The organism is Jannaschia pohangensis (assembly GCF_900113875.1).
GTDB classification, from domain to species: domain Bacteria; phylum Pseudomonadota; class Alphaproteobacteria; order Rhodobacterales; family Rhodobacteraceae; genus Jannaschia; species Jannaschia pohangensis.
This window is the reverse complement of the sequence record NZ_FORA01000002.1, coordinates 285,008-309,708: the sequence shown is the minus strand read 5'-3', so window position 1 is coordinate 309,708 and position 24,701 is coordinate 285,008. Positions and strand designations below refer to the sequence as shown.

Annotated in this window: 29 protein-coding genes, 1 tRNA gene and 1 other RNA gene; 10 read left to right on the top strand and 21 right to left on the bottom strand. The window is 66.8% G+C overall.

Annotated elements, in window-relative coordinates:
* The first annotated feature begins 5 nt into the window (after nt 1–5).
* A complete protein-coding gene (locus BM002_RS08485) occupies nt 6–296 on the top strand; it encodes a hypothetical protein (protein ID WP_245749177.1) in 291 nt (96 codons plus the stop codon).
* Between the two features lie 332 nt (nt 297–628).
* Nucleotides 629–713 (top strand) — tRNA-Tyr (locus tag BM002_RS08480).
* A 98-nt stretch (nt 714–811) separates the two neighbouring features.
* On the opposite strand, the gene BM002_RS08475 is transcribed toward BM002_RS08480, so the two are convergent.
* The 5 genes from BM002_RS08475 to BM002_RS08455 form a co-directional block, all read right to left on the bottom strand.
* Nucleotides 812–1,090, bottom strand: coding sequence for a hypothetical protein (locus BM002_RS08475; protein ID WP_092779479.1), 279 nt, complete (start codon nt 1,088–1,090; stop codon nt 812–814).
* 65 nt (nt 1,091–1,155) lie between these two features.
* A complete protein-coding gene (locus tag BM002_RS08470) occupies nt 1,156–2,526 on the bottom strand; it encodes a glutamate--cysteine ligase (protein ID WP_092779477.1) in 1,371 nt (456 codons plus the stop codon).
* Nucleotides 2,527–2,577: 51 nt separating this feature from the next.
* Nucleotides 2,578–3,087, bottom strand: a complete 510-nt coding sequence (locus BM002_RS08465) for a hypothetical protein (protein ID WP_092779475.1) — start codon at nt 3,085–3,087, stop codon at nt 2,578–2,580.
* Nucleotides 3,088–3,268: 181 nt separating this feature from the next.
* Nucleotides 3,269–3,466: a hypothetical protein gene (locus BM002_RS08460; RefSeq protein ID WP_139212317.1), complete on the bottom strand. Its 198-nt coding sequence runs from the start codon at nt 3,464–3,466 to the stop codon at nt 3,269–3,271.
* Between the two features lie 82 nt (nt 3,467–3,548).
* Nucleotides 3,549–4,286, bottom strand: a complete 738-nt coding sequence (locus tag BM002_RS08455; protein ID WP_092779471.1) for a 16S rRNA (uracil(1498)-N(3))-methyltransferase — start codon at nt 4,284–4,286, stop codon at nt 3,549–3,551.
* An 18-nt stretch (nt 4,287–4,304) separates the two neighbouring features.
* On the opposite strand from BM002_RS08455, the gene ubiA reads away from it, so the two are divergent.
* Genes ubiA through BM002_RS08440 form a run of 3 tightly spaced genes read left to right on the top strand, consistent with a single transcriptional unit; the run spans nt 4,305 to nt 7,585 of the window.
* A complete protein-coding gene (ubiA, locus tag BM002_RS08450) occupies nt 4,305–5,246 on the top strand; it encodes a 4-hydroxybenzoate octaprenyltransferase (RefSeq protein WP_245749176.1) in 942 nt (313 codons plus the stop codon).
* 54 nt (nt 5,247–5,300) lie between these two features.
* A complete protein-coding gene (locus BM002_RS08445) occupies nt 5,301–7,265 on the top strand; it encodes an OmpA family protein (protein WP_092779467.1) in 1,965 nt (654 codons plus the stop codon).
* Nucleotides 7,262–7,585 carry a hypothetical protein gene (locus tag BM002_RS08440; RefSeq protein WP_092779465.1) on the top strand — a complete coding sequence of 108 codons (324 nt, stop codon included), beginning with the start codon at nt 7,262–7,264 and terminating at the stop codon, nt 7,583–7,585. Before BM002_RS08445 ends, BM002_RS08440 begins: the two co-directional genes overlap by 4 nt.
* A gap of 7 nt (nt 7,586–7,592) precedes the next feature.
* On the opposite strand, the gene BM002_RS08435 is transcribed toward BM002_RS08440, so the two are convergent.
* A complete protein-coding gene (locus BM002_RS08435; RefSeq protein ID WP_092779463.1) occupies nt 7,593–8,285 on the bottom strand; it encodes an alpha/beta fold hydrolase in 693 nt (230 codons plus the stop codon).
* Between the two features lie 57 nt (nt 8,286–8,342).
* Nucleotides 8,343–9,101, bottom strand: coding sequence for a DUF1013 domain-containing protein (locus tag BM002_RS08430; RefSeq protein ID WP_092779461.1), 759 nt, complete (start codon nt 9,099–9,101; stop codon nt 8,343–8,345).
* Nucleotides 9,102–9,230: 129 nt separating this feature from the next.
* Here BM002_RS08430 and BM002_RS08425 point away from each other — a divergent pair, with 129 nt between their 5' ends.
* Entirely contained in the window at nt 9,231–9,875 is a 645-nt protein-coding gene (locus BM002_RS08425) for a ribonuclease T2 family protein (protein WP_092779459.1), read from the top strand.
* Here BM002_RS08425 and BM002_RS08420 read toward each other — a convergent pair.
* The 7 genes from BM002_RS08420 to BM002_RS08390 form a co-directional block, all read right to left on the bottom strand.
* Complete coding sequence (locus BM002_RS08420; protein WP_092779457.1) at nt 9,872–11,191, bottom strand: GGDEF domain-containing phosphodiesterase; 1,320 nt, start codon at nt 11,189–11,191, stop codon at nt 9,872–9,874. The two genes, BM002_RS08425 and BM002_RS08420, sit on opposite strands and share 4 nt — an antisense overlap.
* A gap of 90 nt (nt 11,192–11,281) precedes the next feature.
* Nucleotides 11,282–11,881: a recombination mediator RecR gene (gene recR, locus BM002_RS08415; RefSeq protein ID WP_092779455.1), complete on the bottom strand. Its 600-nt coding sequence runs from the start codon at nt 11,879–11,881 to the stop codon at nt 11,282–11,284.
* Between the two features lies 1 nt (nt 11,882).
* Entirely contained in the window at nt 11,883–12,227 is a 345-nt protein-coding gene (locus tag BM002_RS08410) for a YbaB/EbfC family nucleoid-associated protein (protein WP_092779453.1), read from the bottom strand.
* Between the two features lie 197 nt (nt 12,228–12,424).
* Nucleotides 12,425–12,904 carry a DNA starvation/stationary phase protection protein Dps gene (gene dps / locus BM002_RS08405; protein ID WP_092779451.1) on the bottom strand — a complete coding sequence of 160 codons (480 nt, stop codon included), beginning with the start codon at nt 12,902–12,904 and terminating at the stop codon, nt 12,425–12,427.
* 205 nt (nt 12,905–13,109) lie between these two features.
* Entirely contained in the window at nt 13,110–14,810 is a 1,701-nt protein-coding gene (locus BM002_RS08400; RefSeq protein WP_092779449.1) for a DNA polymerase III subunit gamma/tau, read from the bottom strand.
* Between the two features lie 64 nt (nt 14,811–14,874).
* Nucleotides 14,875–15,249, bottom strand: a complete 375-nt coding sequence (locus BM002_RS08395; protein WP_092779447.1) for a YidH family protein — start codon at nt 15,247–15,249, stop codon at nt 14,875–14,877.
* Nucleotides 15,246–15,818, bottom strand: a complete 573-nt coding sequence (locus BM002_RS08390; protein WP_092779445.1) for a TetR/AcrR family transcriptional regulator — start codon at nt 15,816–15,818, stop codon at nt 15,246–15,248. Before BM002_RS08390 ends, BM002_RS08395 begins: the two co-directional genes overlap by 4 nt.
* Before the next feature lie 97 nt (nt 15,819–15,915).
* Here BM002_RS08390 and BM002_RS08385 point away from each other — a divergent pair, with 97 nt between their 5' ends.
* Nucleotides 15,916–16,746, top strand: a complete 831-nt coding sequence (locus BM002_RS08385; protein ID WP_092779443.1) for an alpha/beta hydrolase family protein — start codon at nt 15,916–15,918, stop codon at nt 16,744–16,746.
* 12 nt (nt 16,747–16,758) lie between these two features.
* On the opposite strand, the gene BM002_RS08380 is transcribed toward BM002_RS08385, so the two are convergent.
* Nucleotides 16,759–17,469 carry a hypothetical protein gene (locus BM002_RS08380; protein WP_092779441.1) on the bottom strand — a complete coding sequence of 237 codons (711 nt, stop codon included), beginning with the start codon at nt 17,467–17,469 and terminating at the stop codon, nt 16,759–16,761.
* Between the two features lie 65 nt (nt 17,470–17,534).
* Here BM002_RS08380 and BM002_RS08375 point away from each other — a divergent pair, with 65 nt between their 5' ends.
* Nucleotides 17,535–18,263 (top strand): hypothetical protein, encoded by a 729-nt coding sequence (locus BM002_RS08375; RefSeq protein ID WP_092779439.1) that lies wholly within the window; start codon nt 17,535–17,537, stop codon nt 18,261–18,263.
* A 235-nt stretch (nt 18,264–18,498) separates the two neighbouring features.
* Here the strand turns inward: BM002_RS08375 and ffs are convergent.
* From ffs to BM002_RS08350, 5 genes are all read right to left on the bottom strand, one after another.
* An RNA gene (gene ffs / locus BM002_RS08370) (signal recognition particle sRNA small type) lies at nt 18,499–18,597 on the bottom strand.
* 36 nt (nt 18,598–18,633) lie between these two features.
* A complete protein-coding gene (locus tag BM002_RS08365; RefSeq protein WP_092779437.1) occupies nt 18,634–19,494 on the bottom strand; it encodes an alpha/beta hydrolase family protein in 861 nt (286 codons plus the stop codon).
* A gap of 59 nt (nt 19,495–19,553) precedes the next feature.
* On the bottom strand, nt 19,554–20,318 hold the full coding sequence (locus tag BM002_RS08360) for an ABC transporter permease (RefSeq protein ID WP_092779435.1): 765 nt from the start codon (nt 20,316–20,318) through the stop codon (nt 19,554–19,556).
* A complete protein-coding gene (locus BM002_RS08355; protein WP_092779433.1) occupies nt 20,315–21,097 on the bottom strand; it encodes an ABC transporter ATP-binding protein in 783 nt (260 codons plus the stop codon). The genes BM002_RS08360 and BM002_RS08355 overlap by 4 nt, the downstream gene beginning before the upstream one ends.
* Nucleotides 21,098–21,148: 51 nt before the next feature.
* Nucleotides 21,149–22,153 carry an ABC transporter substrate-binding protein gene (locus BM002_RS08350; protein WP_092779431.1) on the bottom strand — a complete coding sequence of 335 codons (1,005 nt, stop codon included), beginning with the start codon at nt 22,151–22,153 and terminating at the stop codon, nt 21,149–21,151.
* A gap of 221 nt (nt 22,154–22,374) precedes the next feature.
* Between BM002_RS08350 and nudC the strand changes: the two genes are divergently transcribed.
* Nucleotides 22,375–23,316 carry an NAD(+) diphosphatase gene (nudC, locus tag BM002_RS08345; RefSeq protein WP_092779429.1) on the top strand — a complete coding sequence of 314 codons (942 nt, stop codon included), beginning with the start codon at nt 22,375–22,377 and terminating at the stop codon, nt 23,314–23,316.
* Between the two features lie 51 nt (nt 23,317–23,367).
* Nucleotides 23,368–23,823, top strand: a complete 456-nt coding sequence (locus BM002_RS08340) for an SRPBCC family protein (RefSeq protein ID WP_092779427.1) — start codon at nt 23,368–23,370, stop codon at nt 23,821–23,823.
* On the opposite strand, the gene BM002_RS08335 is transcribed toward BM002_RS08340, so the two are convergent.
* Entirely contained in the window at nt 23,820–24,665 is an 846-nt protein-coding gene (locus BM002_RS08335; protein WP_092779425.1) for a prephenate dehydratase, read from the bottom strand. The two genes, BM002_RS08340 and BM002_RS08335, sit on opposite strands and share 4 nt — an antisense overlap.
* Nucleotides 24,666–24,701: the final 36 nt, after the last annotated feature.

The following is a 24,701-nucleotide window of genomic DNA, read 5'->3' as shown; positions in this document are numbered from 1 at the left end:
GCATCTTGACGAACGCAACAGATCCGCAAACCCGTGCAACCGCCGTCGCAGAGGCGCTTTTGGCGCTGCCGCTCGGGACGTTTCGGGGCCGCGCCCACGGTCGTGACTGGCTCGTCACCCGCAGCCTGTTCGCGGGCGGTGCGTCCGAAAAGTTGGTGGGGCGGGCACTGGACGGGTCGGACTACATCAGCCTGAACCTCTACCGTCTGGAGAGCGGCCCGCGCCTGAAACCCTGCGAAATGCCTGCGGAGAAGGTGGCGTTGTTTGTTCGAGACGTTCGGGTGGTGGAGGAATAGGCAACCGTTGTTTTTAGCGCTTTCACATCGGGGACACGGGAGGCCTGCCTCAAGCGCATTATGCGGAACCTCCGCAGGGCCGTTCATGTCCAGTTCTCGGGTTGATCTGCCAATTTGGCCGTGCTGAGCGGCTGACATGAAACTGATGAACCAACAATCCACGTCTTATAGCTGATGGACGCGGAAGCGTCCGAATGATGGGCGCTGGTTCATAGTTTCTAATTCCACATACACCCCTGTGCCCATTTTCTACCTCGGTAGCTTTTCCAGTGCTGCAGCATGTCGAGATCATGCGCATCGGTGGCGAAGATCACTGCCAAAACAACAACTCAGGGGAGTTGGCAGAGCGGTCAAATGCGGCGGACTGTAAATCCGTTGGGGCAACCCACCCATGTTCGAATCTTGGACTCCCCACCATATCCATTCTCCGACCTCGATGGCGGAAGCGTCAAAGCCGCCATTCGGTTGCCCTGAATAATTGGCGGCGAAGTCCCGTCGGTGGACCCCCTCGCGGCTCAGCGCCGCAGCGTGATCAGCAGCTCCAGTGCGTCCGCCGTGCGGGCCGTGTTGTTGTATTTCCCGAGGCCCAGATAGAGCGTGCCCCCGACCACCAGCAAGCCGAGGGTGCCGCCGATCGCCACGATGGCGGCGTGGGTCGGTCCCTCGATCCAGAAATCACCCACCGGCACACCGCCGAACATCGCGCCGATCGTCACCACCAGGATCGCCACTGCCACCACAACGATGGTCAGCGTGATGATTCCTTCAAGGGCCTTGATGAAGAAGTCGCGCATGGGCCGGGGTCCTTTGGCTGTCTCGCGCAGGAAACGCCCTTGGCCCCGGTCATGCAAGGCCGCTGTCAGTAGGCGTATTCGGAATAGATGCGGTCCAAGTCGCCGTTCCAGGGGCCGTGATAGGCATCGAGCAGTTCGTCCGCCAGGGTCTTGCCTGTTTCGACCGATTCCTTGAGCGCGTTGAGGAAATGCGTCTCGTCGGGGACAAGACCGCCCGCACCGGGCCGCGCGCGGGCCTTCAGACCGGCCTCCGAAATCGCCAGAACCTCGCGGGCGAGGTCGTGCATCCTGATGCCCCGGACTTCGGCCTGAAGCCCCTGCTCTGAGGCGGCGATGCGCAGGGCCAGGCGGGTTTCCTGATCCCAACCCTTGGCCAGATCCCAGGCCGCATCCAGCGCGGTCTGGTCGTACATCAAACCGACCCAGAAGGCGGGCAGCGCACAGAGCCTGCGCCACGGGCCGCCGTCGGCCCCGCGCATCTCCATGTATTTCTTGATCCGCGCTTCGGGGAACAGCGTGGTCAGGTGATCGGCCCAATCCGACAGGGTCGGCGTCTCACCGGGCAGGGCCGGAAGCTGGCCCTTCATGAAGTCGCGGAACGACTGGCCTAGGGCGTCGACGTAGCGGCCGTCGCGGTAGACGAAGTACATCGGCACATCGAGCGCGTAGTCCACCCATTGCTGGAACCCGAACCCCTCGTCGAAGACGAAGGCCGGTATGCCGGTCCGCGAGGCATCCAGATCGCGCCAGACCCGGCTGCGCCAGGATTTGTGGCCATTGGGCTTGCCCTCGAAGAACGGGGACGACGCGAAAAGCGCGGTTGCCACCGATTGCAGCGCCATGGCCACGCGCAGCTTCTGCACCATGTCCGCCTCGGACCCGAAATCGATGTTGACCTGCACGGTGCAGGTCCGGCGCATCATCACCCGGCCCATGGTGCCGACCTTGCCCATGTAGCTGTCCATCAGCTTGTAGCGCCCCTTGGGCATCAGCGGCATCTGTTCGTGGGTCCAGACCGGCGCGGCCCCCAGACCGATGAACTTGACCCCGATGCCATCGGCCACGGCCCGCACTTCGCGCAGGTGGTCGTTCACCTCGTCGCAGGTCTGGTGGATGGTTTCGAGCGGTGCGCCTGAAAGCTCCAGTTGGCCGCCGGGTTCCAGGCTGACGTTGGCGCCGTTCTTTTCAAGCCCGATCAGCTTGCCGCCCTCAGTCACGGGTGACCAACCGAAACTGTCGCGCAGGCCCGTCAGCACCGCCTCGATAGAGCGCGTGCCCTCGTAGGGGAGCGGCATGTGGCTGTCTTCGCAGAAGCCGAATTTCTCGTGCTCGGTTCCGATGCGCCAATCCTCCTGCGGCTTGCAGCCGGAGGCGAGATATTCGGTCAGTTGCGCGGGGTCGGTAATCGGGCCGCCGCCGGACTGCGGGATGGACATGGGGGCCTCCTGTCGGGCGTTCGGGTGATCAGGACTGATGCGGTCGCACGGTCAAGTCAAGGCGCGGAACTGCTCTCGTCGCCAAACCGTGATAGAGGCGCCTGTGCGCGATTGCACGGCTCGGACCATGGCGCCGGAATCGAGACCGGGCAGCGGCGCCAGGGCATCGAGCAAGCCCTCGGCCCCGATGGCGCCTTCGGGGATGACAAGGTCGCGCTCGGCTTCTGGGGTCAGGCACCAGGCGGCCCCCGTGTCGTCGCGCAGAAGGGTGACCGCCACCAGATCGTCGAGCGCCACGCTGCCGCCGGTGACCGGGCCCATGTAGCTGATCCGGCCCTCGACGATGCGGACGATGCCGGGGTCCTGATGGGTGCTGCGAAACCGCGCGCGGCGCATCCCCGACAGGATCAGCACCGCACCGATCGCCATGGCCACCGCTCCGAACAGCGCGGGCAGACCCGCCGTCGCCAGCCAGAGCCAGAGCCCCGCCACGGCACAGGAAGCCCCTATCAGGGCTTCGCGCCAGCGCAGCAGGCGGGCCTTGGCTTCGGGTCGGATCATCGCGCGGTTGCCTGTGGTTTCAGGGGAACGATGCCAAATTCCCCGATCCGGCGAAAGCCCGGCGGCAGGGGTTCGGTCATCCGGATCGTTTCCGGACCCCGGCACAGGGGGCCTCGATCCGGCGGGGTGTCATCGGGTTGGTGTCGATCAGGCAGGTCGCCGTGCCCGGCGCCATGAAGTTTCAGCGCGGTGAAACAAGGTGGCCGGCAAATGACCGTGTAGCCCCCCATCGATCAGGCCCGCCGTATTTCAGAAGCGCGGCGATCAGGTGCCGGCCGTCCGGCGACAGGTCGCAGTGACGTTCATGGACGCGACCGCGCAGCCATTGACCGGCTTTGAAGCTGTCGTTTTTCAGATCCCATTGCAGCATCGCCGTCACGCGGTTGTGGCCCGCCGGAACACGACGCCCCGGTGCCCTTTGCGCGGCAGGATCGCGAAGAGCCGGGCGGGCAAGGGCGACGTCACGTCCAATCTCCGCGCGCCTGCTGCCAGAGCGTCAGCGCCGCGACCGCCGCCGTGTCCGCGCGCAGGATGCGGGGGCCGAGGCCGATGGGATGGGCGAAGGGCAGGGCGCGCAACCGGGCGCGTTCCTCGGATGAAAAGCCGCCTTCGGGACCGATCAGGATGGCCGCAGGTGCGGGGGGCAGGGCCGTGCCGGTGCCGCCTTCGGCCCAGTCGGGATCGTCCGACAACGTCTCGTCGCAGAAGATCAGCGCGCGGTCCGCGGGCCAGTCCGCCAGCAGGCGATCCAGCGGCGCGATATCCGTCACCTCGGGGACGAAGGTGCCGCCGCATTGCTCGGCTGCCTCGACCGCATGGGCCTGAAGCCGGTCGCGGCGGATGCGTTCGGAATTGGTGAAGCGGGTCTGCACCGGCAGGATGCGGGCCGCGCCCAGTTCGGTCGCCTTCTCGACGATGAAGTCTGTGCGGACCTTCTTGATGGGCGCGAAGATCAGCCAGATGTCGGGCGGGTTGCGCTGCGCCGCCGTCTGCTCCTGACAGGTGAGGGTGCCACCCCGCTTGGACGCCGCGTCGATCGTCGCCCGCCAGGCCCCCGAAACCCCGTCGAAGACCGTCAGCGTATCGCCCGGCGACAGGCGCATGACGCCCGACAGATAATGCGCCTGATCCCGCGTCAGCTCGACGTCTTGTCCCGCCCCGAGAGGGCCGGCTATGTGCAGCCTGACCTTGCTGTCCATGAGAAGGCCCTTTCCGAGATGACCGATACCTCCGATCAAGGACAGGTGGCCGACGCCGTCAAGGGCAACTGGGTCGATACGCTGGCCCCGGCGGCGGCACGGCCCTACCTGCGGCTTTCCCGCGCGGACCGCCCCATCGGGACCTGGCTGCTGCTATTGCCGTGCTGGTGGGGGCTGATGCTGGCGATTGCGGCCGAAGGGTTCCGGCCCTTCGATCTGTGGATCGGTCTGGGCTGTGCCATCGGTGCGTTCCTGATGCGCGGCGCGGGCTGCACCTGGAACGACATCACCGACCGCGACATCGACGGACGGGTGGCGCGCACCCGGTCGCGCCCGATCCCGTCTGGTCAGGTGACGATCCGGGGTGCGATGATCTGGATGGGGGTGCAGGTCGGGCTTTCGGCTCTGATCCTCTTCACCTTCAACTGGGCCGCCGTGGGCCTCGGGGTCCTCGCCCTGCTGCCGGTCGCGGTCTATCCCTTCGCCAAGCGGTTCACCTGGTGGCCGCAGGTGTTTCTGGGTCTGGCGTTCAACTGGGGCGCGCTGCTGGCCTGGACGGCGCAGACCGGATCGCTCGGCTGGCCTGCGGTCTTTCTTTATCTGGGCGGCATCGCCTGGACGCTCTTTTACGATACGATCTATGCCTATCAGGACGTGGAGGACGACGCCTTGATCGGGGTGAAATCGACGGCGCGCCGCTTCGGAGAGCGTCCGATGCCCTGGCTGCGCGGCTTCACGGCAGCGACGGTGATCCTGCTGGCAGTGGCCGCGGCCCTGCCGCTTTCGGCGTCGGGGGCGTTGGTGGCGCTGGTCGGCATGTGGCTTATGGGCTGGCATATGTGCTGGCAGATGGCGCGCCTCGACATCGCGGATGCGGGACTCTGCCTGCGCCTCTTTCGATCGAACCGGACGACCGGCCTGATCCCCTTGCCATTTTTCGCCGTTGCCGCGCTCCTGTGATTGCCCCCCCCGGATGTGGCCGCTAAGCAGACCCGGGGGACGAGAGACCGAACGATGAGCCGCAGAAGCACCATTGCCACGATTGCCGCCTTTGGGGTGGCTGCTGCCGGTGCGACCGCAGGCGCATGGTTCGGTGCGGAATTCGTCGAGGACCGCTCCAGGACCGCCGTCTCGGCCATGCTCGCCTCCAACGACATGGGATGGGCCGGGGTCGAGACCGATGGCCTGCAATTGATCCTGACCGGCACCGCCCCGGACGAGCCTGCGCGCTTTCGGGCGATCACGCGGGCTGGATATGTCGTCGACCCGAGCCGGGTGATCGACGCGATGGAAGTCGCGCCAAGCCGCGCGGTGACGCCGCCGCGCTTCTCGCTCGAGATCCTGCGCAACGAAGACGGCGTGTCGGTGATCGGCCTTGTCCCGACCAACGGCGGGCAGGAAGCGCTCCAGACCCTGCTCGACGAGGCGGGCGGGACCACACCACTGCAGATCACCAACATGGTGGAAACCGCCGACTACCCGGTCAGCCCGGACTGGGAAGAAACGCTGCGCTTTGGTCTGTCGGTGCTCAAGGACCTGCCCCGCGCCAAGATATCGGTCATGCCGGGGAGCGTCACCGTGACCGCCGTCGCCGACAGCGATACCGAACGTCTGCGGCTGGAGCAGAGCCTGACCCGTCGCAAGCCCGAGATTGTCGATCTGGTGCTCAACATCTCGGCGCCGCGCCCGGTCATCACGCCTTTCACCCTCCGCTATGTCATCCCGCCCGAAGGTCGGCCCCGCTTCGAGGCCTGTGCCGTCGACAGCCTGCCCGCCGAAGCCCGCATCCTGCGCGCGGCGCAAAGCACCGGCTTCACCGGGCGCGCGGGCTGCGTCATCGGGCTGGGCGTGCCGTCCGCCAGTTGGGGCGAGGCCGCGTCCCTGGGGATTGAGGCGCTTGGGCGTCTGGGTGGCGGTGCGCTGACCCTGTCGGACGCCGATGTCTCGCTCGTCGCGCGCGAGGGGACGGATGCGGACCTCTTCGATACCGTCGTGGCCGAGCTTGGCACGGCCCTGCCGGACCTCTTCGTTCTGTCTGCCGTCCTGCCCGAACCGACCCAGGTCGACGGCACCGGCGAGGCGGCCACGGGCACCCCTGAGTTCGTCGCCACCCTGTCGCCCGAGGGCCAGGTGCAGCTGCGTGGTCGATTGTATGACGATGCGCAGCAGGCCGCTGTCGTCAGCTACGGGCGCGCCTTGTTCGGCTTCGACAAGACCTATGTCGCCACCCGCCAGGACGAGAGCCTGCCACAGGGTTGGCCCGCGCGGGTCCTGTCGGGTCTCGACGCGCTCTCGCGGCTGGAACAGGGGGTCGTCATCGTCCAGCCCGATCTGGTCGTGATCCGGGGCGTGACCGGAAACGCGCGCGCCGAGGCCGAGATTTCGGGCCTTCTGTCCGACAAGCTCGGGGCCGAGGCGAATTTCCGGATCGAGGTGCGCTATGAGCCGGAACTCGACCCGCTCCTGAATATCCCGACGCCGGAAGAATGCGAAGACGATCTGAACGACATCCTGACCGAGCAGAAGCTGACCTTCGCCCCGGGGGCCGCCGTGATCGAAGCTTCGGGCGACGGTCAGATCGGACGCCTGAAGGACAAGCTCGACGATTGCGAACGCGCCGTGTTCGAGGTTGGTGGCCACACCGACAGCCAGGGGAGCGAAGGCGGCAACCTGACCCTGTCGGTGCAGCGCGCCGATGCCGTCCGCGCCGCCCTGATCGCGCGCGGCGTCCGGCCAAGCCAGCTTGTCGCCAAGGGCTACGGCGAGTCGCAACCGATCGCCGACAACGGCACCGAAGAGGGCCGCGAGACCAATCGGCGGATCACCTTCACCCTGCTCGGGCGGCGCGATGCCGACCCGGAGGATGAGATCGATGTTGCGCCGGATCAGCCGGTCGACGATACGACCGCCCAGGCAGAGGACGAGGGCGAAGTCCCCGCCCAGGCCGAAGGCGAGACGGCAGAGGGAGCCGGGGAATGAACCGCACAGAATTCGTTGTCGCCATTGCAGTGATCCTTTTCATCGCCTTCGCGCTCGGCTGGTTCGCCGCCTGGCTGGTGCATCGGTTCAGCCGGGTCACCGTGTCCGATGTGGCCGAGCTGGAAGAGATGGCCAAGGCGCTCCATGACGCCGAAGAACAGCGCGACGAGGCGATCACCTACCTGCAATACCGCGAGCAGGAGTTGCAGACCAAGCTGACCCAGAGCGATGCCGAAGCGAAAGCCGCGATGGAAGGCCTGCGCGAGGCCCGCCACGAGGCCGGGGAACTGCGCGCCTATATCGAGAAGATGAACGCCTGAACCCCGATCAGGGCAGGGCGCGGCGAAGCATCCCGTAGTGACCGGCGCCCGTCACGATCCGCAGGTCCACCGGTCCGCAGAGCGCATTGGCGAGTGAGCGCGCCATGTCGGGCGGTGTCCACCTGTCGGCATCCCCCTGCCAGATCGTGACCGGGCAACGGACCGCGCCCAGATCGTCCCGCCAGTCGGTGACATAGGCCGCGATGCTGTCGCAATAGGCCCGGGGTCGGTCGATGTGGCAATGGCGCAACCCCGCGCGCAGGACATCCCGAGCCGCCGCATCGTCCAGGATCGCGCGCTCTGCCGGATGGCTTGTCGAAAAGAGCTGCCGGAGGAGCCGGTCGGGCGCGATGCGCGTGATGCCGCCCTGTAGCGCGGTCAACACGCGCAGACCCGTGGCAGAGCGGCGGGCCAGACGGAAAACCGGGGCCCCCGCCATCTGTGGCAGAAAATCCCCCGACTGCAGCGGCCCCGCGGGCGAGATAAGCGTGAGCCGTGCGACCCGGTCGGGATGGCGCGCGGCCATGCCCAGGGCTGCGAACGCCCCCAAGGAAAAGCCCACCAGATGCCGCGGTGTCGTGCCCGGCGCATCGGGGCACAGCGTATCCCCGATCATCATTTCATCCGGTCGCCACTTCCGGTCCAACAGGCGGCGATCTTCGGGGCCGCCAGGCAGACCGTGAAAGAACAGCGGGGCCATCACGGGGCGCGGTCAACGAAAAAGGGCCGCCCGTCGGGCGACCCTTGGCAGAAGACCTCAACGGTCGTCGTCATCGTCGTCGTCGCTGTCAGGCAGGTTGAAGAAGGCATCCGCGTCCGGCGTCGGCCCGCCGCGCGGATCGTCGTCGTCCTGATCATTGCCCGACAGGCTGAACGTCTCGAGGCCGGACATGCTGGAGGGCATCCGGGTCTCGTCCGCGTCCATCCCAAGCGATTGCTCGGTCGATACCAGCTTGCGCCGCTCATCGTCGGTCATCACCACGCCCGACGCGGCCTGCTTGGCGGCGGCCTTCTGGACGGCGGCGTCCAGTTCGGTCTGCTTGCACAGGCCCAGGGCGACGGGGTCGATGGGCTGGATGTTCTGGATGTTCCAATGCGTCCGCTCGCGGATGGCCTGGATCGTCGGCTTGGTCGTGCCGATCAGCTTGGAAATCTGCGCGTCCGAAAGCTCGGGGTGGAATTTCACCAGCCAGAAGATCGACGCGGGCCGGTCCTGACGCTTGGACAGCGGGGTGTAGCGGGGACCACGGCGCTTTTCCTCGCCCACGGCGGCGGCGTTGAATTTCAGCGTCAGCTTGTGCAGCGGATTCTTCTCGGCCTTCTCGATCTCTTCGGTTGTCAGCTGGTTGTTGGCAACCGGGTCGAACCCCTTCACGCCCACGGCCACGTCGCCATCGGCGATTCCCTGAACTTCCAACTCGTGCAGCGAGCAGAAGTCGCCGATCTGCTTGAAACTGATGGTCGTGTTGTCGACCAGCCAGACGGCTGTGGCCTTTGCCATGATGGGTTTGTTCATCGGATGCTTCCTTCAGGACATATCTGTTGCGTCGCCCGGATCAGGGGCTGCGGCCGGGCCGCTTGTTCTCGCTTTCGGGGAACTTGACGCGCTATATAGGGAGTGTCGCGCCAATGGGAAAGACCTTAGATGATCCGCCTTGCAACGGGCCTTTTGTGCCTGCTGACCGCTTTCGCATCCATCGCCCGCGCCGAGGGGGAACGGGCCGGGGATTTCGACTACTACGTCCTGGCACTCAGCTGGACGCCGACCTGGTGCGCGCTCGAGGGGGACCGGCGCGGCTCGCCGCAATGCGATCCGGGGCAGGGCTACGGCTTCACGCTTCACGGGCTCTGGCCGCAGAACGAGCGCGGCTGGCCAAGTGATTGCCGGACGTCCGAACGGCCCGCCACCCGGGGGCAGACCGCCGCGATGGTCGATATCATGGGCTCTTCGGGGCTGGCCTTCCATGAATGGCGGAAGCATGGAACCTGCTCCGGGCTGTCGGCTGCCGCCTATTTTGCGGCGGCTCGCGCGGCTTACGGGGCCGTCAATCGTCCGTCCGCAATCCGCGATCTTGGGCGCGAGGTGACGCTGCCCGCCCGCGTGATCGAAGAGGCATTTCTTGAGGCCAATCCGCAGCTGGAGGCCGATGGCGTCACCATCACCTGCAAGGCGGGCCGGGTGCAGGAGGTGCGGATCTGCCTGACCCGCGATCTGGCGCCGCGCCGCTGCGGCGACGACGTGGTCCGCGATTGCAGCCTTGGCAGCGCCCTGCTGTCGCCCATGCGCTAAGCGGCGCGGCCCATTCTGTCCGCCCATTCTTGCGCCGTGGCCGGGTGACCGTAGAGGAACCCCTGGCCATAGCGGACCCCGATGTCGCGCAGGCGATTGGCCTGCTCCTCGGTCTCGATCCCTTCCGCCACCAGATCGATGCCGAGGCTTTCCGCCATCGAAACCATGGCCTTCAGGATGACCTCCACGCGGTCATTGTCGCACATCGCCTGGATGAACGCGCGGTCTATCTTGATGATGTCGACCGGCAGGTCGCACAGCCTCTCGATGTTCGACAGGCCGGTCCCGAAGTCATCGAGCGCGATCCTCACGCCCATGGCGCGGGTGCGCGCGGTGAGGTCCTGCGCGCGCTCGGTGCTGACGATGACGGCGGTCTCGATCAGCTCCAGAACCAGATGCTCCGTCGGCACATTCTGAAGGACATGGGTCAGCCAGCTGCAGCCCGGACTGCCTTTGCCATCGAGCACCGCCCCGGTGATGTTGAACGTGATGAAGATCGGGCTTTCCCCGATGACAAACGGGCGCGCCGTTTCCACGGCCAGATCGGCCAGAAGGTCGGACCCCGCCTCGGGGATGCGGTTCAGGGTGTCGATGAACCCGGCCGGGCCGACGATGGAGCCATCGGGCCGGTTCCAGCGCAGCAACGCCTCGACCCCGACCGGCGCGCCGCTGGTCAGATCGACGATGGGCTGGACGTGGTATTCCAGCTCGCGACGGGTGATGGCGGCTTCGACGTCACCGCGCGACGGGGCAAGTGCCATGATGGGCAGGGCCAGAACGGCTTCGGTTCGGGCGCCGCCCCGGGCCTTGGCCTGGGCAAGGACGGCATCGGCGCGCAGGATCGCGCGGCTTCGGCACTCGTCGGGAAGCCCCGCGACGACGGCGGCGGTGACTTCGCAGGCGACCTGACCTTGGCGCGTCTCGACGAGCGTCTGAGCCGCAAGAACGCGCATGCGTTCGACCATGTCCGTTGCCCGGGCGAGGTCCGCATCCGGCAGCCAGACCACGAAGCGTCCCCCCTCGAGACGCTCCAGCCCCGCGCCGGGCGGAAGGCCGCGCCGCAGGGTGTCGCCCACGGCGTTGAGCAGGCGGTCACCGGTGTCGAACCCCTGTGCGACATTGATGCCCGTCAGATCATCCAGATCGAAGAGCGCAAGGGCGCCGCCTTCCCCGTCGAGGGATTGCGGCTGCCGGGGGCGCAACCCCGTTGGCTGCGCGTCATCCGCGGTGCGCGACCGCATCAGGCGCAACGTGGCAATGGCTGAGACGGCTGCGGCCAAGGCCATCAGACCGATCGTCAGAAACATGATGCCCATGGCGATACGCCTTTTCGACCCGATCTTGGAATGTCATGCATGGACGCTCAATTCCAATGTTGGGCGCGGGACGCCAGAGTGAATGCACCGTCAGATCGACTTACGTGACGACAGAGCCGCCCTCAGGGTGCCCTCGTCAAGGTAATCCAGTTCGCCGCCCACGGGAACACCCTGCGCCAGACCGCTGACGACGATGCCGAGCGGCTCAAGTTCGCGCGCGACGTAGTGTGCCGTGGTCTGGCCCTCGACCGTGGCGTTCAGGGCCAGGATAACCTCGGAGATTTCCTCGGCGGCGATCCGGTCGCGCAGCTTCGGAATGGTCAGGTCGTCGGGTCCGACATCGTCGAGCGGGGACAGGGTGCCGCCCAGAACGTGATAGCGCCCTGGAAACACCTGGGCCCGTTCCATTGCCCAGAGATCGGCGACATCCTCGACCACGCAGATCTGGCCGGTCGCGCGCTTGGGGCTTTCGCAGATGGCGCAGATGTCGGACGTCGACAGGTTCCCGCAGTTCAGACAATCCCGCACGGAATGGCCGACCTCACCCAGAAGGCGCGCAAGCGGCAATAGCTGCGTGTCGCGCTTCTTGAGAAGGTGCAGGACCGCCCGGCGCGCAGAGCGGGGCCCAAGCCCCGGCAGCCGCGCCATCAGGTCGATCAGCGCCTCGATGTCGCGGGTCGCGTCGGCCATGTCAGAACGGCAGCTTCATCCCGGGCGGCAGGCCGAGACCCTCGGTCAGCTTGGACATTTCTTCCTGCGACCGCTCGTTGGCGCGCGACTGCGCGTCCTTGATCGCGGCGAGGATCAGATCCTCGACCATTTCCTTCTCGTCGGGCTGAAAGATCGACGGGTCGATATCGAGGCCGATCAGCTCGCCCTTGGCGGTCGCGGTGGCCTTGACCAGACCCGCGCCGGATTCGCCCGTGACGGTGATCGAGGACAGGTTTTCCTGCATCTCGCCCATCTTGGACTGCATCTCCTGCGCTTTCTTCATCATCCCGGCCATATCGCCGAGACCGCCCAATCCTTTGAACATCGGGTATCCCTTCCGCGTGAGTGTCACCTCCGGAGGTAGCGGTCCCCATGGCCCGCTGCAACCGTCAGCATGTCGGAGGGGAATGGGAGGATCGATTTTTCGGGATGTCAGCGGCCAGGTTGTCGGCGTGCAGTCTGCCCAGAACGTAAAACGGGGCCGCCCCGATGGCGACCCCGTCTTGTCGATGGGCCTTGAGGTCAGGCGGCGGCGTTTGCGCCGATGAACCAGGTATCCTTCTCGACCATGCGGCTCACTTCAGTCAGCAGGTCGGCCGTATCTTCGTCGCCCGCCTCGTCCGCCTCGGCCATCGCCTCGCGAAGGGATTTGCCGAAGTCCTTGAAACGGCTGACCAATGCGTCGATGTGTGCCTCGATATCGGTCAGTTCCACCGGGTAGGCGTCAAGCTTCGTCTCGGCGGCCACGACTTGCGTCGTGCCTCGGGCGAACCCGCCCATGATCGCCACACGTTCGGCCATCATGTCGGTGCTTTCGCCCAGACGGGCCGAAACCTCGTCCAGGAGTTCATGCACACCGATGTAGCCGCGCCCGCGCAGGTTCCAATGCGCCTGCTTCACGGCCAGCCGCAGGTCGATGCCATCGGCGAGACGTGCGTTGAGCAGGTTGACCATCTGTTCCTGCGTCTGGGATTCGAGACCGGTGACAAAGCTGTCGGGCATAGTTTTCTCCGCTTGGTTGTTGCGTGTTCCACCAGATAACCCGCGAGGGGCGGATCGGGTTTCATCGCGGCGCGGGAAAGCCCGGAGTTCGGCATCGGATTTCATGTATTCGGAACGGGTGATCCACGGGTGATCTGCGTCTGACGTATCGAATCGCACCATCGCCGGGGAATTGCGCACCTTGTGTGCAAAGGCGCGGGGTCCGTCAATCTTCGTCGAAGGGGTCCCATTCCTCGTCGACCTCGGCCAGGGCCTCGACTGCGGCCTCCTGCGCGATTTCGGCGCGGGTGCGCACCTCGATCAATTCCGCCCCCGGGAAGGCGGCCAGGATCGCCTGGGTCATCGGATGGGCCAGGGCCTCGGTCTCGGCCTGTCGGGTGGCGGCGTCGCGCGCCTCGGCGATGGTCGGCGCACCGCCGTCCGATGCGATGGAGACGGTCCAGCGCACGCCGGTCCACCCCTGAAGCCGACCGGCCAGCCGCGCGGCCAGATCGGGCGCGGCTGCGGGTGCGGGCTCGAACTCGATCCGCCCCGGCCGGTAGGAGATGAGGCGGATGCCCGTCTCGACTTCCACCAGCAATTTCACATCCCGGTTCGCGCGGATCAGGTCGACGACTTGCGGGAAGGTCTGGAACCGGTCCAGCGCGGGGTCGGCATCGGGAGCCGTCGCGGGTTGCGCGCTGCCCCGGGCGACCGGCCCGCCGCCCGAGGGCGGTGCCGCGCGCGGGGCCACGGCGGTGGTCGTCGGCATCGGCGTATCGCGCAGCTTGCGCACCAATTCGTCGGGCGAGGGCAGGTCGGCCACATGGGTCAGCCGGATCACCGCCATTTCGGCGGCCATCATGGCGTTCGGGGCGTTCCCGACCTCTTCCAGCGCCTTGAGCAGCATCTGCCACATCCGCGTCAGGGCCCGCATGGGCAGGCCGGTGGCGAAAGCCTGACCCCGGGCTTTTTCATCGGGGCTGACCGTCGGGTCTTCGGCGGCACCGGGGGTGATCTGGATCACGCTGACCCAATGGGTCAATTCGGCCAGATCGCGCAGCACGGCCATGGGGTCGGCCCCATCCGAATACTGCGCCCCCAGTTCCATCAACGCCTCGGCCGCCTGACCACGCATGATCATGTCAAAAAGGTCCATGACGCGGCCCCGGTCGGCCAGACCGAGCATCGCGCGGACCTGATCGGCGGTGGTTTCCCCGGCCCCATGGCTGATCGCCTGATCCAGCAGCGACATCGCATCGCGCACCGATCCTTCGGCGGCGCGGGCAATCAGGGCCAGCGCATCGTCGGCGATCTGCGCGTCTTCCTTCGTGGCCACGCCGCGCAGGTGGGCGATCATCACCTCGGGCTCGATCCGCCGCAGGTCGAACCGCTGGCACCGCGACAGGACGGTGACCGGCACCTTGCGAATCTCGGTGGTGGCGAAGATGAATTTCACGTGGGCAGGCGGTTCTTCCAGCGTCTTGAGCAGCGCATTGAATGCACTGGTCGAGAGCATGTGAACCTCGTCGATGATGTAGATCTTGTAACGGGCGGAGGCGGCCCGGTAGTGCACCGAGTCGATGATCTCACGCACGTCGCCGACGCCGGTGTTGGAGGCGGCGTCCATCTCGAGGACGTCGACGTGACGCCCCTCGGCAATCGCGACGCAGGGTTCGCATTGACCGCAGGGGTCGGTCGTCGGCCCGCCGGTCCCATCGGGGCCGATGCAATTCAGCCCCTTGGCCACGATGCGCGCCGTCGTCGTCTTGCCCGTTCCCCGGATGCCGGTGAGGATGAAAGCCTGCGCGATGCGGTCGGCGGCGAAGGCGTTGCGCAGGGTGCGGACCATCGCATCCTGACCGATCAGGTCGGCAAAGGTCGCGGGGCGGTATTTGCGCGCGAGAACCTGATATTCGGTCGTCATGGGGCACCCTTTCGTCGAGCGGGCAATCTAGGGGGATCGCGCGGCGGTGGCTAGGCCCGCGGTGTCAAAGCGTCCAGAGGACGATGCCGACCGTGATCGCGCCCGCCGAAAAGACCGTGGCGAGGATTGTGAAGTTGGTCTTGGATTGCACCTCGACCGAATTGGCCGCCAACCTGTCCTGTGCCAGCGAGGCGTTGCGGCGGGCGGACCAGAAGATCATCAGCGCGGCGGCGATGAAGACCGTGGCCACGGCCTTGGGCACCCATGTGGGCTCAGCGGCACCAAAGACGGCGCGCAGGCCCACGGCGATGGCGATGGCCGCCATTCCGGTGCGCATCCAGCCTGCGAAGGTCCGCTCATTGGCCAGAACGGTGCGATCTTCGGCCCAGTCGGTGCGATCCTCGGCCCATTCCGTCTTGGTCTGCCGGTCGTCGCTCATCGGGGGGGTTCCTTCGGTGTCGGGGCGGGCATGTTCAGGAGGGTGGTCATCTCGCGCAGGGGCGCCGGGTCGTCCTGGGCGCGCGCCAATGTCCAGGATCCGATCAGAACCGACCAGACGGTGCGCGCGGCGCGGTCCGACTCCTGCTGGCCCAAACGTTCCGCCTGCACGGTGGTTGCGTCGATCCAGGTCTGGAGCATCGCGGCTCCATCGGCCCGGTCCAGGGGACCATCGATCAGCAGGGTCTGCACGGGGCAGGCGCGCCAATGGGCGTCGCGTTCGAACAGGCGGGCAAACTTCTCGGCCATGCGTGCGGTGCCCTCGGCGAAATCGACGGCGGGATCATAGGCGCGGGCGATGATGTTGAGCATCAGATCGGAGGTCATCCGGCAGGCAACCCGGGCCAGATCGGATTTGCCGTCGGGAAAATGATGGTAGAGCGACCCCTTCGGGGCCTTGGCGCGGGTCAGGATTTCGGCGACGGATGTGCCGTGAAAGCCCTGCTCCTGAAACAGGCTGAGACCGGCCTGCAACAGGCGGTCTCGGGTCGAGGGGGACGGGTCGGTCATTGGGCATGGTCTTTCACGACTTGACCGAACGGTCCAGAGATGCGACTAGACGGAACAGTCTAGACTAATCGGTCTAATTTGCAAGGAGAGGGCCGCCATGTTCGAACCCGTCAGGATTTCCGCAGGCGACGCGACATTGGCGGGCCGACTGTTCCGGACCGACGGGCCGCCGCGCGCCGTCGCCGTCCTGCATGGGGCGACCGGAGTGCCTGCGCGCTTTTACGACGCGTTCGCGGGTTGGCTTGCCTCCGAGCGGGGTGTGACCTGCCTGACCTACGATTACCGCGATTTCGGCGAGTCGGGGGCGGCCCGGGGCAGCCGGGCGACGATGACCGACTGGGGCGTGCGCGACCAGCAGGCGACGCGCGACTGGCTGGCGGGGCGCTATCCCCGGACGCCGCTCTGGGTGGTGGGGCACTCGCTCGGCGGGATGATGCTGCCGTTCCAGGCGGGTCTGGCGCGGATCGACCGGGTCATCGCCGTCGCGTCGGGCGCGGTGCATGTCACGGACCATCCCTGGCCCTATCAGGCCTTTGCCCGGCTCTTCTGGTTGCGCGGTCTGGGCACGCTGTCGCGCATGATGGGGCGGCTGCCTCTGCGGTCCATCGGGATCGGGCATGACCTGCCTGCGGGCGTCTATGTGCAGTGGCGTCGCTGGTGCACCGAATTGGGGTTTCACGCCGCCGACCGCGACCTGCCCGCCCCTGATCCCGCCGATCTGACCTGCGACCTGCGGATGGTCGCCGTCGCGGATGACGCGCTCTGCCCGCCGGCGTCGGTCTGGCGGCTGATGCGGGCCTATCCCCGGGCCAGGCGGGAACAGCGGGTGCTGCGCCCGGCCGACTACGGATTGGCCCGGCTGGGGCATCTCGATGTTCTGGGCGAGCGGGGTCGCCCCTGCTGGCCCGACGTGATCGGCGACGCCTGATCTGGCGGATGGTCAGCGCCGGTTGGCGCGGACCGCCAGCAGGTTCAGCATCTCTTCCACCTCGGGAAGGAGGGCACGGGCGACGCGGTTGGTGGCGCGGTCGCGTAGGCGGGCGCTGGCGCTGTCGGCCCCGAACGTCCGGGCCAGACCCGACAGATCCTCGGTCGTGGACACGGTGCCGTAGGGATAGCCGTTGCGCACGTCGATGAAGGCGGCGGCCCCTGTTCCGGTGGCCTGCGTCGTCCGCGTCGGCAGCAAAAGCCCCCCGACCAGCGTCACATCGGCCAGCGCGAAGGGCGTGATGCCGGGGGTCGAGGACCGCGCGCCCAGTTCATACACCAGGATGTAGTCGAGGTGCTGGCGCGCCGCCGTGCGCCGCAAACGGTCGATCACAGGAACATCGCGCCCGTCGCCATTGGTCATCCCGTCAACCAGCGGAGACAGCGCGACCCATTCGCCGAGGGGGCTGTAGCGCTCGGCCAGGGCGGCGATCTGCTGCGCTTCCTCCGGGGGCGCGAGGCTCAGCCTGCCGTTCACCACGCGGGCCAGGCCGATGCGGGCCGGAAAGCGCAGGTCGGGTTCGATGTCGGCGGCCGCGCGGATCGCCGGGTCGGCAATCGGGCCGCGCGCCAGATAGGACGCGCCGGAGGTCGTCTGAACCGTGGGCGCGCAGGCGGCCAGCATGGCGGCGGCCAGAAGGGCGAGGAGGGGGCGGGGAATCATGGGTCTCTCCAATAAATGTGTAAAAAGCACATTTCACGAGAGGGCTGGACCTGTCAACTCGAAATGTGCTTTCTGCACATGTGATCCTCGATGACCTTCTCACCCGGCTTCTGATGCCCGTCGCCCGCCTTGCCATTGGCCGGGGTCTGGGCGTGCGCGACCTGTCGGACCCGCTCAAGCGCGCGTTCCTGGCCGTGGCCGAACAGCAGGAGGGGGCGCGGCAGACCGACAGTCGACTGGCGCTGGTCACCGGGTTGCAGCGGCGCGATGTGGTGCGACTGCGCGATGCGCGCCCGGCCGAACGTCTGCCCTCGGCCCCCGCGCGCCTGTTGACCGACTGGCCAGAGGGTGCGGCGACCCTGCCGCGCATCGGTCCCGCGCCGTCGTTCGAGGCCCTGGCCCGCGCCACGTCGCAGGATATCCACCCCCGCACCCTGCTGGACCTGCTGGTGGCGGCAGGGTCGGTGGCGGCCGAGGGCGACGATGTCCGCTTGGTCCGACGCGCCTATGTGCCCGGCGGCGGATCGCCCGAGCAACTGGAATACCTCGCGGCGAACCTCCACGACCACGGCACGGCGGCGGTCAGCAACGTGCTGTCGGGGGCCGAATTTTTTGACCGGGCCGCGCATTACACCGGCTTTCACGCCGACCAGGTAGAGGACCTGCGCGCCCTTTTTGAGCGGCGACAGATGGAGGTGCTGCGCGAGATCGCGCAGGCCGCCTCGGCGATGGAAGGCGGCGGCCCGCTGCGCGCGCGCTTCGGCGGCTATGCCTATTGGGAGGACACGGAATGAGATTTCTGGCTTTGGTGTTTCTGCTCGCACTGGCCGCATGTGCGCCCACGTCCGATGGATGCAGACCCCCGGATGGCGGGGTCGGCGGAACCGGATCGCCCGAGCAGCGGTGTTCGTCAGATTAGTCGCCCGGCACACGGTCGCTTTCGCGAGACTTCGCGGGGCAAGGTCCCCTGTCGCTTGGGGCGGTGTCTGGGGGGATGGGCCGAGACTTTGGCGTTGCCAAAGTCCGGCTGGGTGAGAGGCTGGACGACGACCCAAGTGGTAATCGTTGTGGCTGCTACCTTCCGGTCCTGACCAGGTTGGCGAAGCACCTGCCCGCGCCAACCTCTCAAGGCTCAGATAGGACGGGACGGGACGGGATGCAAGGTCATCCGCCCTGACGGGCCAGCCATTGCCAGGCGTGGGCCGCGATATCCTCGCCCCGCTCATAGAACCAGTGATTGTGCCCCTCGAGGCGGACCAACTCGAATGGGTGGCCGGCGGCGGCCATGGCCGCACCGCCCTCGATGGCTTCGCCGAAGGGGAAGATGCGGTCGCTCGACCCCAGGTAGTGCCGGATCGGCAGGCCATTCTCGACCGGGCCGACGTTTCGGGCGGTCAGGGTGCCCGCGTGAACGGCAACGGCGCGCCACGGGCCTTCGAAACGGTTCGCCCAGACCTGCGCCCCGATGGCGCCGCGCGAATGGCCGAACAGATAGATCCGGTCGGGATCGATGTCGTGCATCGTCGCCGCATGGTCCAGCACATCACTTGCGGAACGGGGGTCGGGGAAGCTGGTGTTCCAGCCCGGCACGGAGTCGAAGTCGGGCGCGACAAGGACGATGCCATGCTCCATCGCCGTCTCGTACCACATGTCGATCATGCTGTGCCCGTCGCGTCCGGCCCCGTGCATCAGGAAGACAACCGGGTGGGGGCCGGGGCCCGAGGGTGCGGCCCCCCACCAGGCGGTACCGTTTTCGGTGCGGTAACGCTCGCCTTGGGTCGGGTCGGGCCTGTAGTCGGTGTCGACGGTAAAGGACGTGAGGTCTGTGGTCGCGCTTTGGGTGAATCGCCGGGCCGTCGGACGTTCCGGTTCGGCCAGCCGCGCCACCTGTGGCAACCCGTCAAGGTCGGGACCCATGCGGAACGGGTCGGGCACGTTGATCCCGCGCGCGGCAAGGATCGGCGGGACGAAATACACCAGAAGCCCGAGAAACAGGACGATCGAGGCAAGTCTGACGGCGTTCATGGCGGGCTCCGGGGTCTGCTGGCCCCCTTATCCTCGGCGAAGGGGGCCTGAATTTGGCATCACCCGGGCGATCGTTCGGCCCATCCCGCAAAGATGCGTTCCAGAAAGACCACGACGTAGAACAGCGCGATCCCGAGCAGGGCGAGCGCGATGAGCACCGCGAACATCAGCGGATAGTCGGCATTCGTGCGCCCCGAATCGAAGAGCGCGCCAAGGCCGCGGCCATGGGGCGAGATGATCTCCATCAGGTTGGTGCCGATGAAGGCCAGCGTGACCGACACCTTCAGCGCGCCGAAGAATTCGGGCAGCGTCTTGGGCAGGGCGATCTTCCAGAAGATCGTCGTGTTCGATGCCCCGAGGCTGCGCAGGATGTCGCGATATTCCGGCTCCAGCGTCGATAGGCCGATGGAGATCGAGACGGCGATCGGGAAGAACGAGATCATGAAGGCCATCAGCACCGTGTTCAGATCGTGCTGCCCGATAAAGAGAAGCGCGATGATCGGCACCACGGTTGCCTTCGGCACGGCGTTGAACCCCACGAGCAGGGGATAGAGCGCCTCGCGCGCCAGGCGCGAGAAGCCCATGATCATCCCCAGGAGGATGCCGAAGACCACGGCAAGGGCCAGGCCCACCATCGTGCGCCAGAGCGTCTGCCAGCTTCCGGTCAGGAACAGCTCCCAATAGCGGGCGAAGGCCGGGGGCAGGTCGGACGGGGAGGCCATGACGAAGTTGGGCCAGCCGTTGGCCCAGACCAGCAGTTCCCAGGCCAAAAGGAAGGCGATCATGGCGGCCAGCGGGACGCCGACCTGGCGCAAGGATCTCATGCGACGTCCCTCCCCTGGGCGATCTGGATTTCGCGGCGCAGCTCGGCCAGCAACTCCACGGCGCGCGGCGCATAGAGGTCGTCGAGGCCGCGTTGGTCGCCCAGGTCGATTTCGACCACCTTCTGGGCGCGGGCGGGACGGGCGCTGAACACCACGGTGCGGTCCGACAGGAAGACCGATTCCCGCAGATCGTGGGTGATGAGAACGCAGGTGAAGCTTTCCTCGCGGCGCAGGTCATGCATGGTCTGCCACAGGTCTTCGCGGGTGAAGGCATCGAGGGCGCCGAAGGGTTCGTCGAGGATCAACACCTCGGGGCGGTGGACAATGGACCGGCAGAGGGACGCGCGCTGGCGCATCCCGCCCGACAGCTCGGACGGCTTCTTGTCCTCGAACCCTTCCAGCCCGACGACGGCCAGAAGGTCGCGGGCGCGGTCCTGCTGCTGCGTCTTGGACATGCCCGAGGCGACGATTTCGAGGGGCAGCATCACGTTCTGCAGGATCGTCCGCCATTCCAGCAGGACAGGGTTTTGGAACGCCATGCCCACGGTGCTGCGGGGGCCGGTGACGGGCTGGCCGCCCAGACGGACGATGCCCTGATCGGGTTTCATCAACCCCGCCACCAGCCGCGTCAGCGTGGACTTGCCGCAACCCGACGGGCCGACGACGGCGGTGAACGACCCCTCGGGCATGTCGATGCTCAGATCGTCGAGAACCGGAAGCGGACCGGAGGCCGTGCGATAGGCATGGGTGACGTGTTCAAGCGAGATGGGCAGGGACATGCGTGTCTTTCGGAAAATGGGGGGCGGCCCGAAGGCCGCGCCCCGCGCGCATCACTTCAGCATCCGGTCCGCCGCATCGGGCAGATAGGCGTCGGTGAAATAAAGCGCCGCATCCGGCTCTGTCTGGAAGTCGTAGACCAGCTTCGTCTGCTCGATCGCGCGGGCCATCCGGTCCGCGTCGATGCCGCCGATGCCATTCTCGACGGCGAAGTCGGTCATGACATTGGCGTCGATGGAGAGTTGCAGGCGGCGCTGCTCCAGCTCCAGATCACCAGCCGGATTGCGCGCAATGACGGCAGCGGCTCCGGCGGCGGGGTCGGCGATCACGTCCTTCCAACCCTTGGCCACGGCGCGCAGGAAGCCAGTCACCGCCTCGGGGTTCTCGGTCGCGAAGTCGGTGTTCACGATGATCGCATTGCCGTAAAGCTCAACGCCGTAATCCGCCATCAGGAGGGTGGTGAGGTCCTCCTCGGGCACGCCCAGGCGGACGAGATTCAGGTAGGACGAGAAGCTGAAACCCGTGACGGAGTCGACCTGACCCTCGGCCAGCATCGGCTCGCGCGTGGGAAAGCCGACCGGCTCGACCGTGATCTTGGAGATGTCGATGCCGTTGGCGGCAGCGAAGATCGGGAACTGCGCCCAGGCCCCGTCGGGGGGCGGCGCGCCCAGGATCGATCCTTCGAGGTCCGCCACGCCGTTGATGCCCTGCGACTTGCGGCCAACGATGGCGAAGGGCGGCTTGTCATAGATCATCATGACGGCAGTTACAGGCGCGCCCGGGTTCTGGTCGAGGAACCGCATCAGCGAATTGATGTCGGCGAATCCCACCGGAAAAGCGCCCGTCGCGACCTTCGGAATGGCGTCGAGCGAACCTTGGCCGGCGGTGACTTCGACCGACAGGCCCTCGGCCTCGAAATGACCGTTGTCGATGGCGGCGAAATAGGCGGCGGCGGGCCCCTCGAACTTCCAGTCGAGGGCGAAGGGCATCTCGGTCTGCGCCCATGCCGGCGCGGCGATCAGCATGGCGGCCGCAAGGCCACCCAGTTTGTGAAACATTTTGAACTCCCCGGTTTCGTAACTCCGCATCGTGTTTGATTCCCTGTCGAGAGCCAGAGGCGGACGCCTGCCCGGACATGTCGAAGCAACAGATCGTGCTGCCCTGTTCAAAAGATGGGCGGTGCGATGAATTTTTAGGCGATCATTGTCACGGGACACTGCCCGCTCAATACGTTAGCAAGCGATTGCGGCCCGGGTAATGCGCCGGAAAGGGACCTTGGATGAAGATTGCTGAGACGGTGACATTCGGTGGTGGCGGGCTGGACCGTGCCGAAGACCTGCGCCGCCATCCCGACCAGCTTGCCGCGCTGTCGTCGGTGACGCTGCCGCTCTGGCGGGGCAAACCGCTGGTCAATGCGGCGCGCGACGGGCTGGCCTATGTCGACTCCGCCCTCTTTGCGGGAATGGGCATTCCGGTCCTGATCGGGCGGCAGGGCGACGGGGTCATCCTGGCGCGCGACGTCTCGGCGCTGGAAGTGTCGGGGACCGAAGAGGGACTGGGCGCCTTTCTCGACCCGAGCGAGCAGACCCATCCCGACCTGCCCGAGGGCACCGCCTTTGCGGAATTGCGCGGATTGATGACGCGGCTCACCCCGCTCGATGCGGAGATCGCGGCGACCGCCAAGGGCGTTCTGGAATGGCACCGGACGCACGGCTTCTGCGCCAATTGCGGGGCGCCGACCGAGGCGGGCAAGGCCGGGTGGATGCGCGGCTGTGCCGATTGCGGGCGGATGCATTTCCCGCGCACCGACCCGGTCGTCATCATGCTGATCACCCATGGCAACAGCGTCCTTCTGGGCCGCTCGCCCGCCTGGCCCGAGGGGTTCTTCAGCTGTCTGGCCGGCTTCATGGAGCCGGGCGAGACGATTGAGGCTGCGGTGCGCCGCGAAGTCTGGGAAGAGACGGGCGTGCGGGTCGGCCCCGTTCGCTATCTGTCGAGCCAACCCTGGCCCTTCCCCGCCAGCCTGATGCTGGGTGCCCATGGCGAGGCGGTGACCACCGACATCCAGATCGACCCGGAAGAGATCGCCGAGGCCATCTGGGTCAGCCGCGAAGAGATGATGGAAGTGATGGCGGGCGATCACCCGCGCCTTCTGCCCGCGCGCAAGGGGGCCATTGCCCATTTCCTGTTGGAGAACTGGCTGGCCGACCGGCTGGATTGACGCCGGGCGCACCTGCGGTACGTAAGGACAAGTTAACGAGGGTCCGGACACATGAAATTTGTCGCCACCGAAGATATCGCTGCGCCCATCGACGTGGTCTGGGCGCGCGTGTCCGACCTGGAGGGCTTCGAGGCACGGGCCCGCGACCGGGTGACCGGCCTTGTCCGCACCCCACCGGGGCCCGCGGCGCAGGGGTCGAAGTGGACGGGCCGGGCCGAAGTCATGGGCAAGACGCGCGAAGTGACGGTGACCGCAGAGGCGCTGGACGCCCCCAATCGCTTGATGGCTGCGGCGGCGACGGACGGCATGGATGTGACCATCGACGTCGTGCTGGAGTCGCTGGCCCCCGCGCGCACCAGACTGACCGTCACGACCGAGGCCAAGGCCAAGACCCTGACGGCGCGGCTGATGCTGCAATCGGCCAAGCTGGCGCGGCAGGCCATGGCCAAGCGCTACAAGGCCCGGGTCGCCAATTTCGCCGCGCGGGTCGAGAAGGCGGCGGGCTAGGCCGCGCCGCCGTCGAAGTGATCGGGATCGGCGGGGTAAACCCCCAGGATGTCGAGCGACGAGGTGAAATAGGCCAGCTCTTCGAGCGCGCGGGCGACGGGCGGGTCTTCGGGATGCCCTTCGATATCGGCATAGAACTGGGTCGCGGTGAATTGCCCGTCGACCATGTAGCTTTCGAGTTTCGTCATGTTCACGCCGTTCGTCGCGAAACCACCCATGGCCTTGTAGAGCGCCGCCGGAATGTTGCGCACGCGGAAAACGAAGGTCGTCTTGACCGGCCCGGTGCCCGGAGCGGGGCGCAGAGGTTCGGGCGACATGATGAGGAACCGCGTGGTGTTACGGTCGTGATCCTCGATATGGCGGGCCAGCACTTCGAGGCCATAGATTTTGGCCGCCATCTCGCTGGCCAGGGCGGCGACGCTTGGGTCGCCCGCCGCCGCCACCTGTTGGGCGGAGCCGGCGGTGTCGGCGCCGACGCGGGGCCGGATGCCATGCTGGCCCAGGAAGGCGCGGCATTGACCCAGAAGGACGGTGTGCGACTGCGCGATCTTCACCTGCCCAAGGTCGGTGCCCGGCACCGCCAGCAGGTTGATATGCACCCGCACGAAGGCTTCCTCGATGATATGAAGACCGGAATGCGGCAGCAGGGAATGGATGTCGGCCACCCGCCCATAGGTCGAATTCTCGACGGGCAGCATGGCGAGGTTCGCACGGCCACCGCGCACGGCATCGATTGCATCTTCGAATGTGGGGCAGGGCAGGGGGTCGTGATCGGGGCGTGCCTCGTGGCAGGCCTGGTGGGAATAGGCGCCAAGCTCCCCCTGGAATGCAATTGTCGGCATTTTGTTGTCCCCTGAGCATCGATGGTGCGTTCGGTC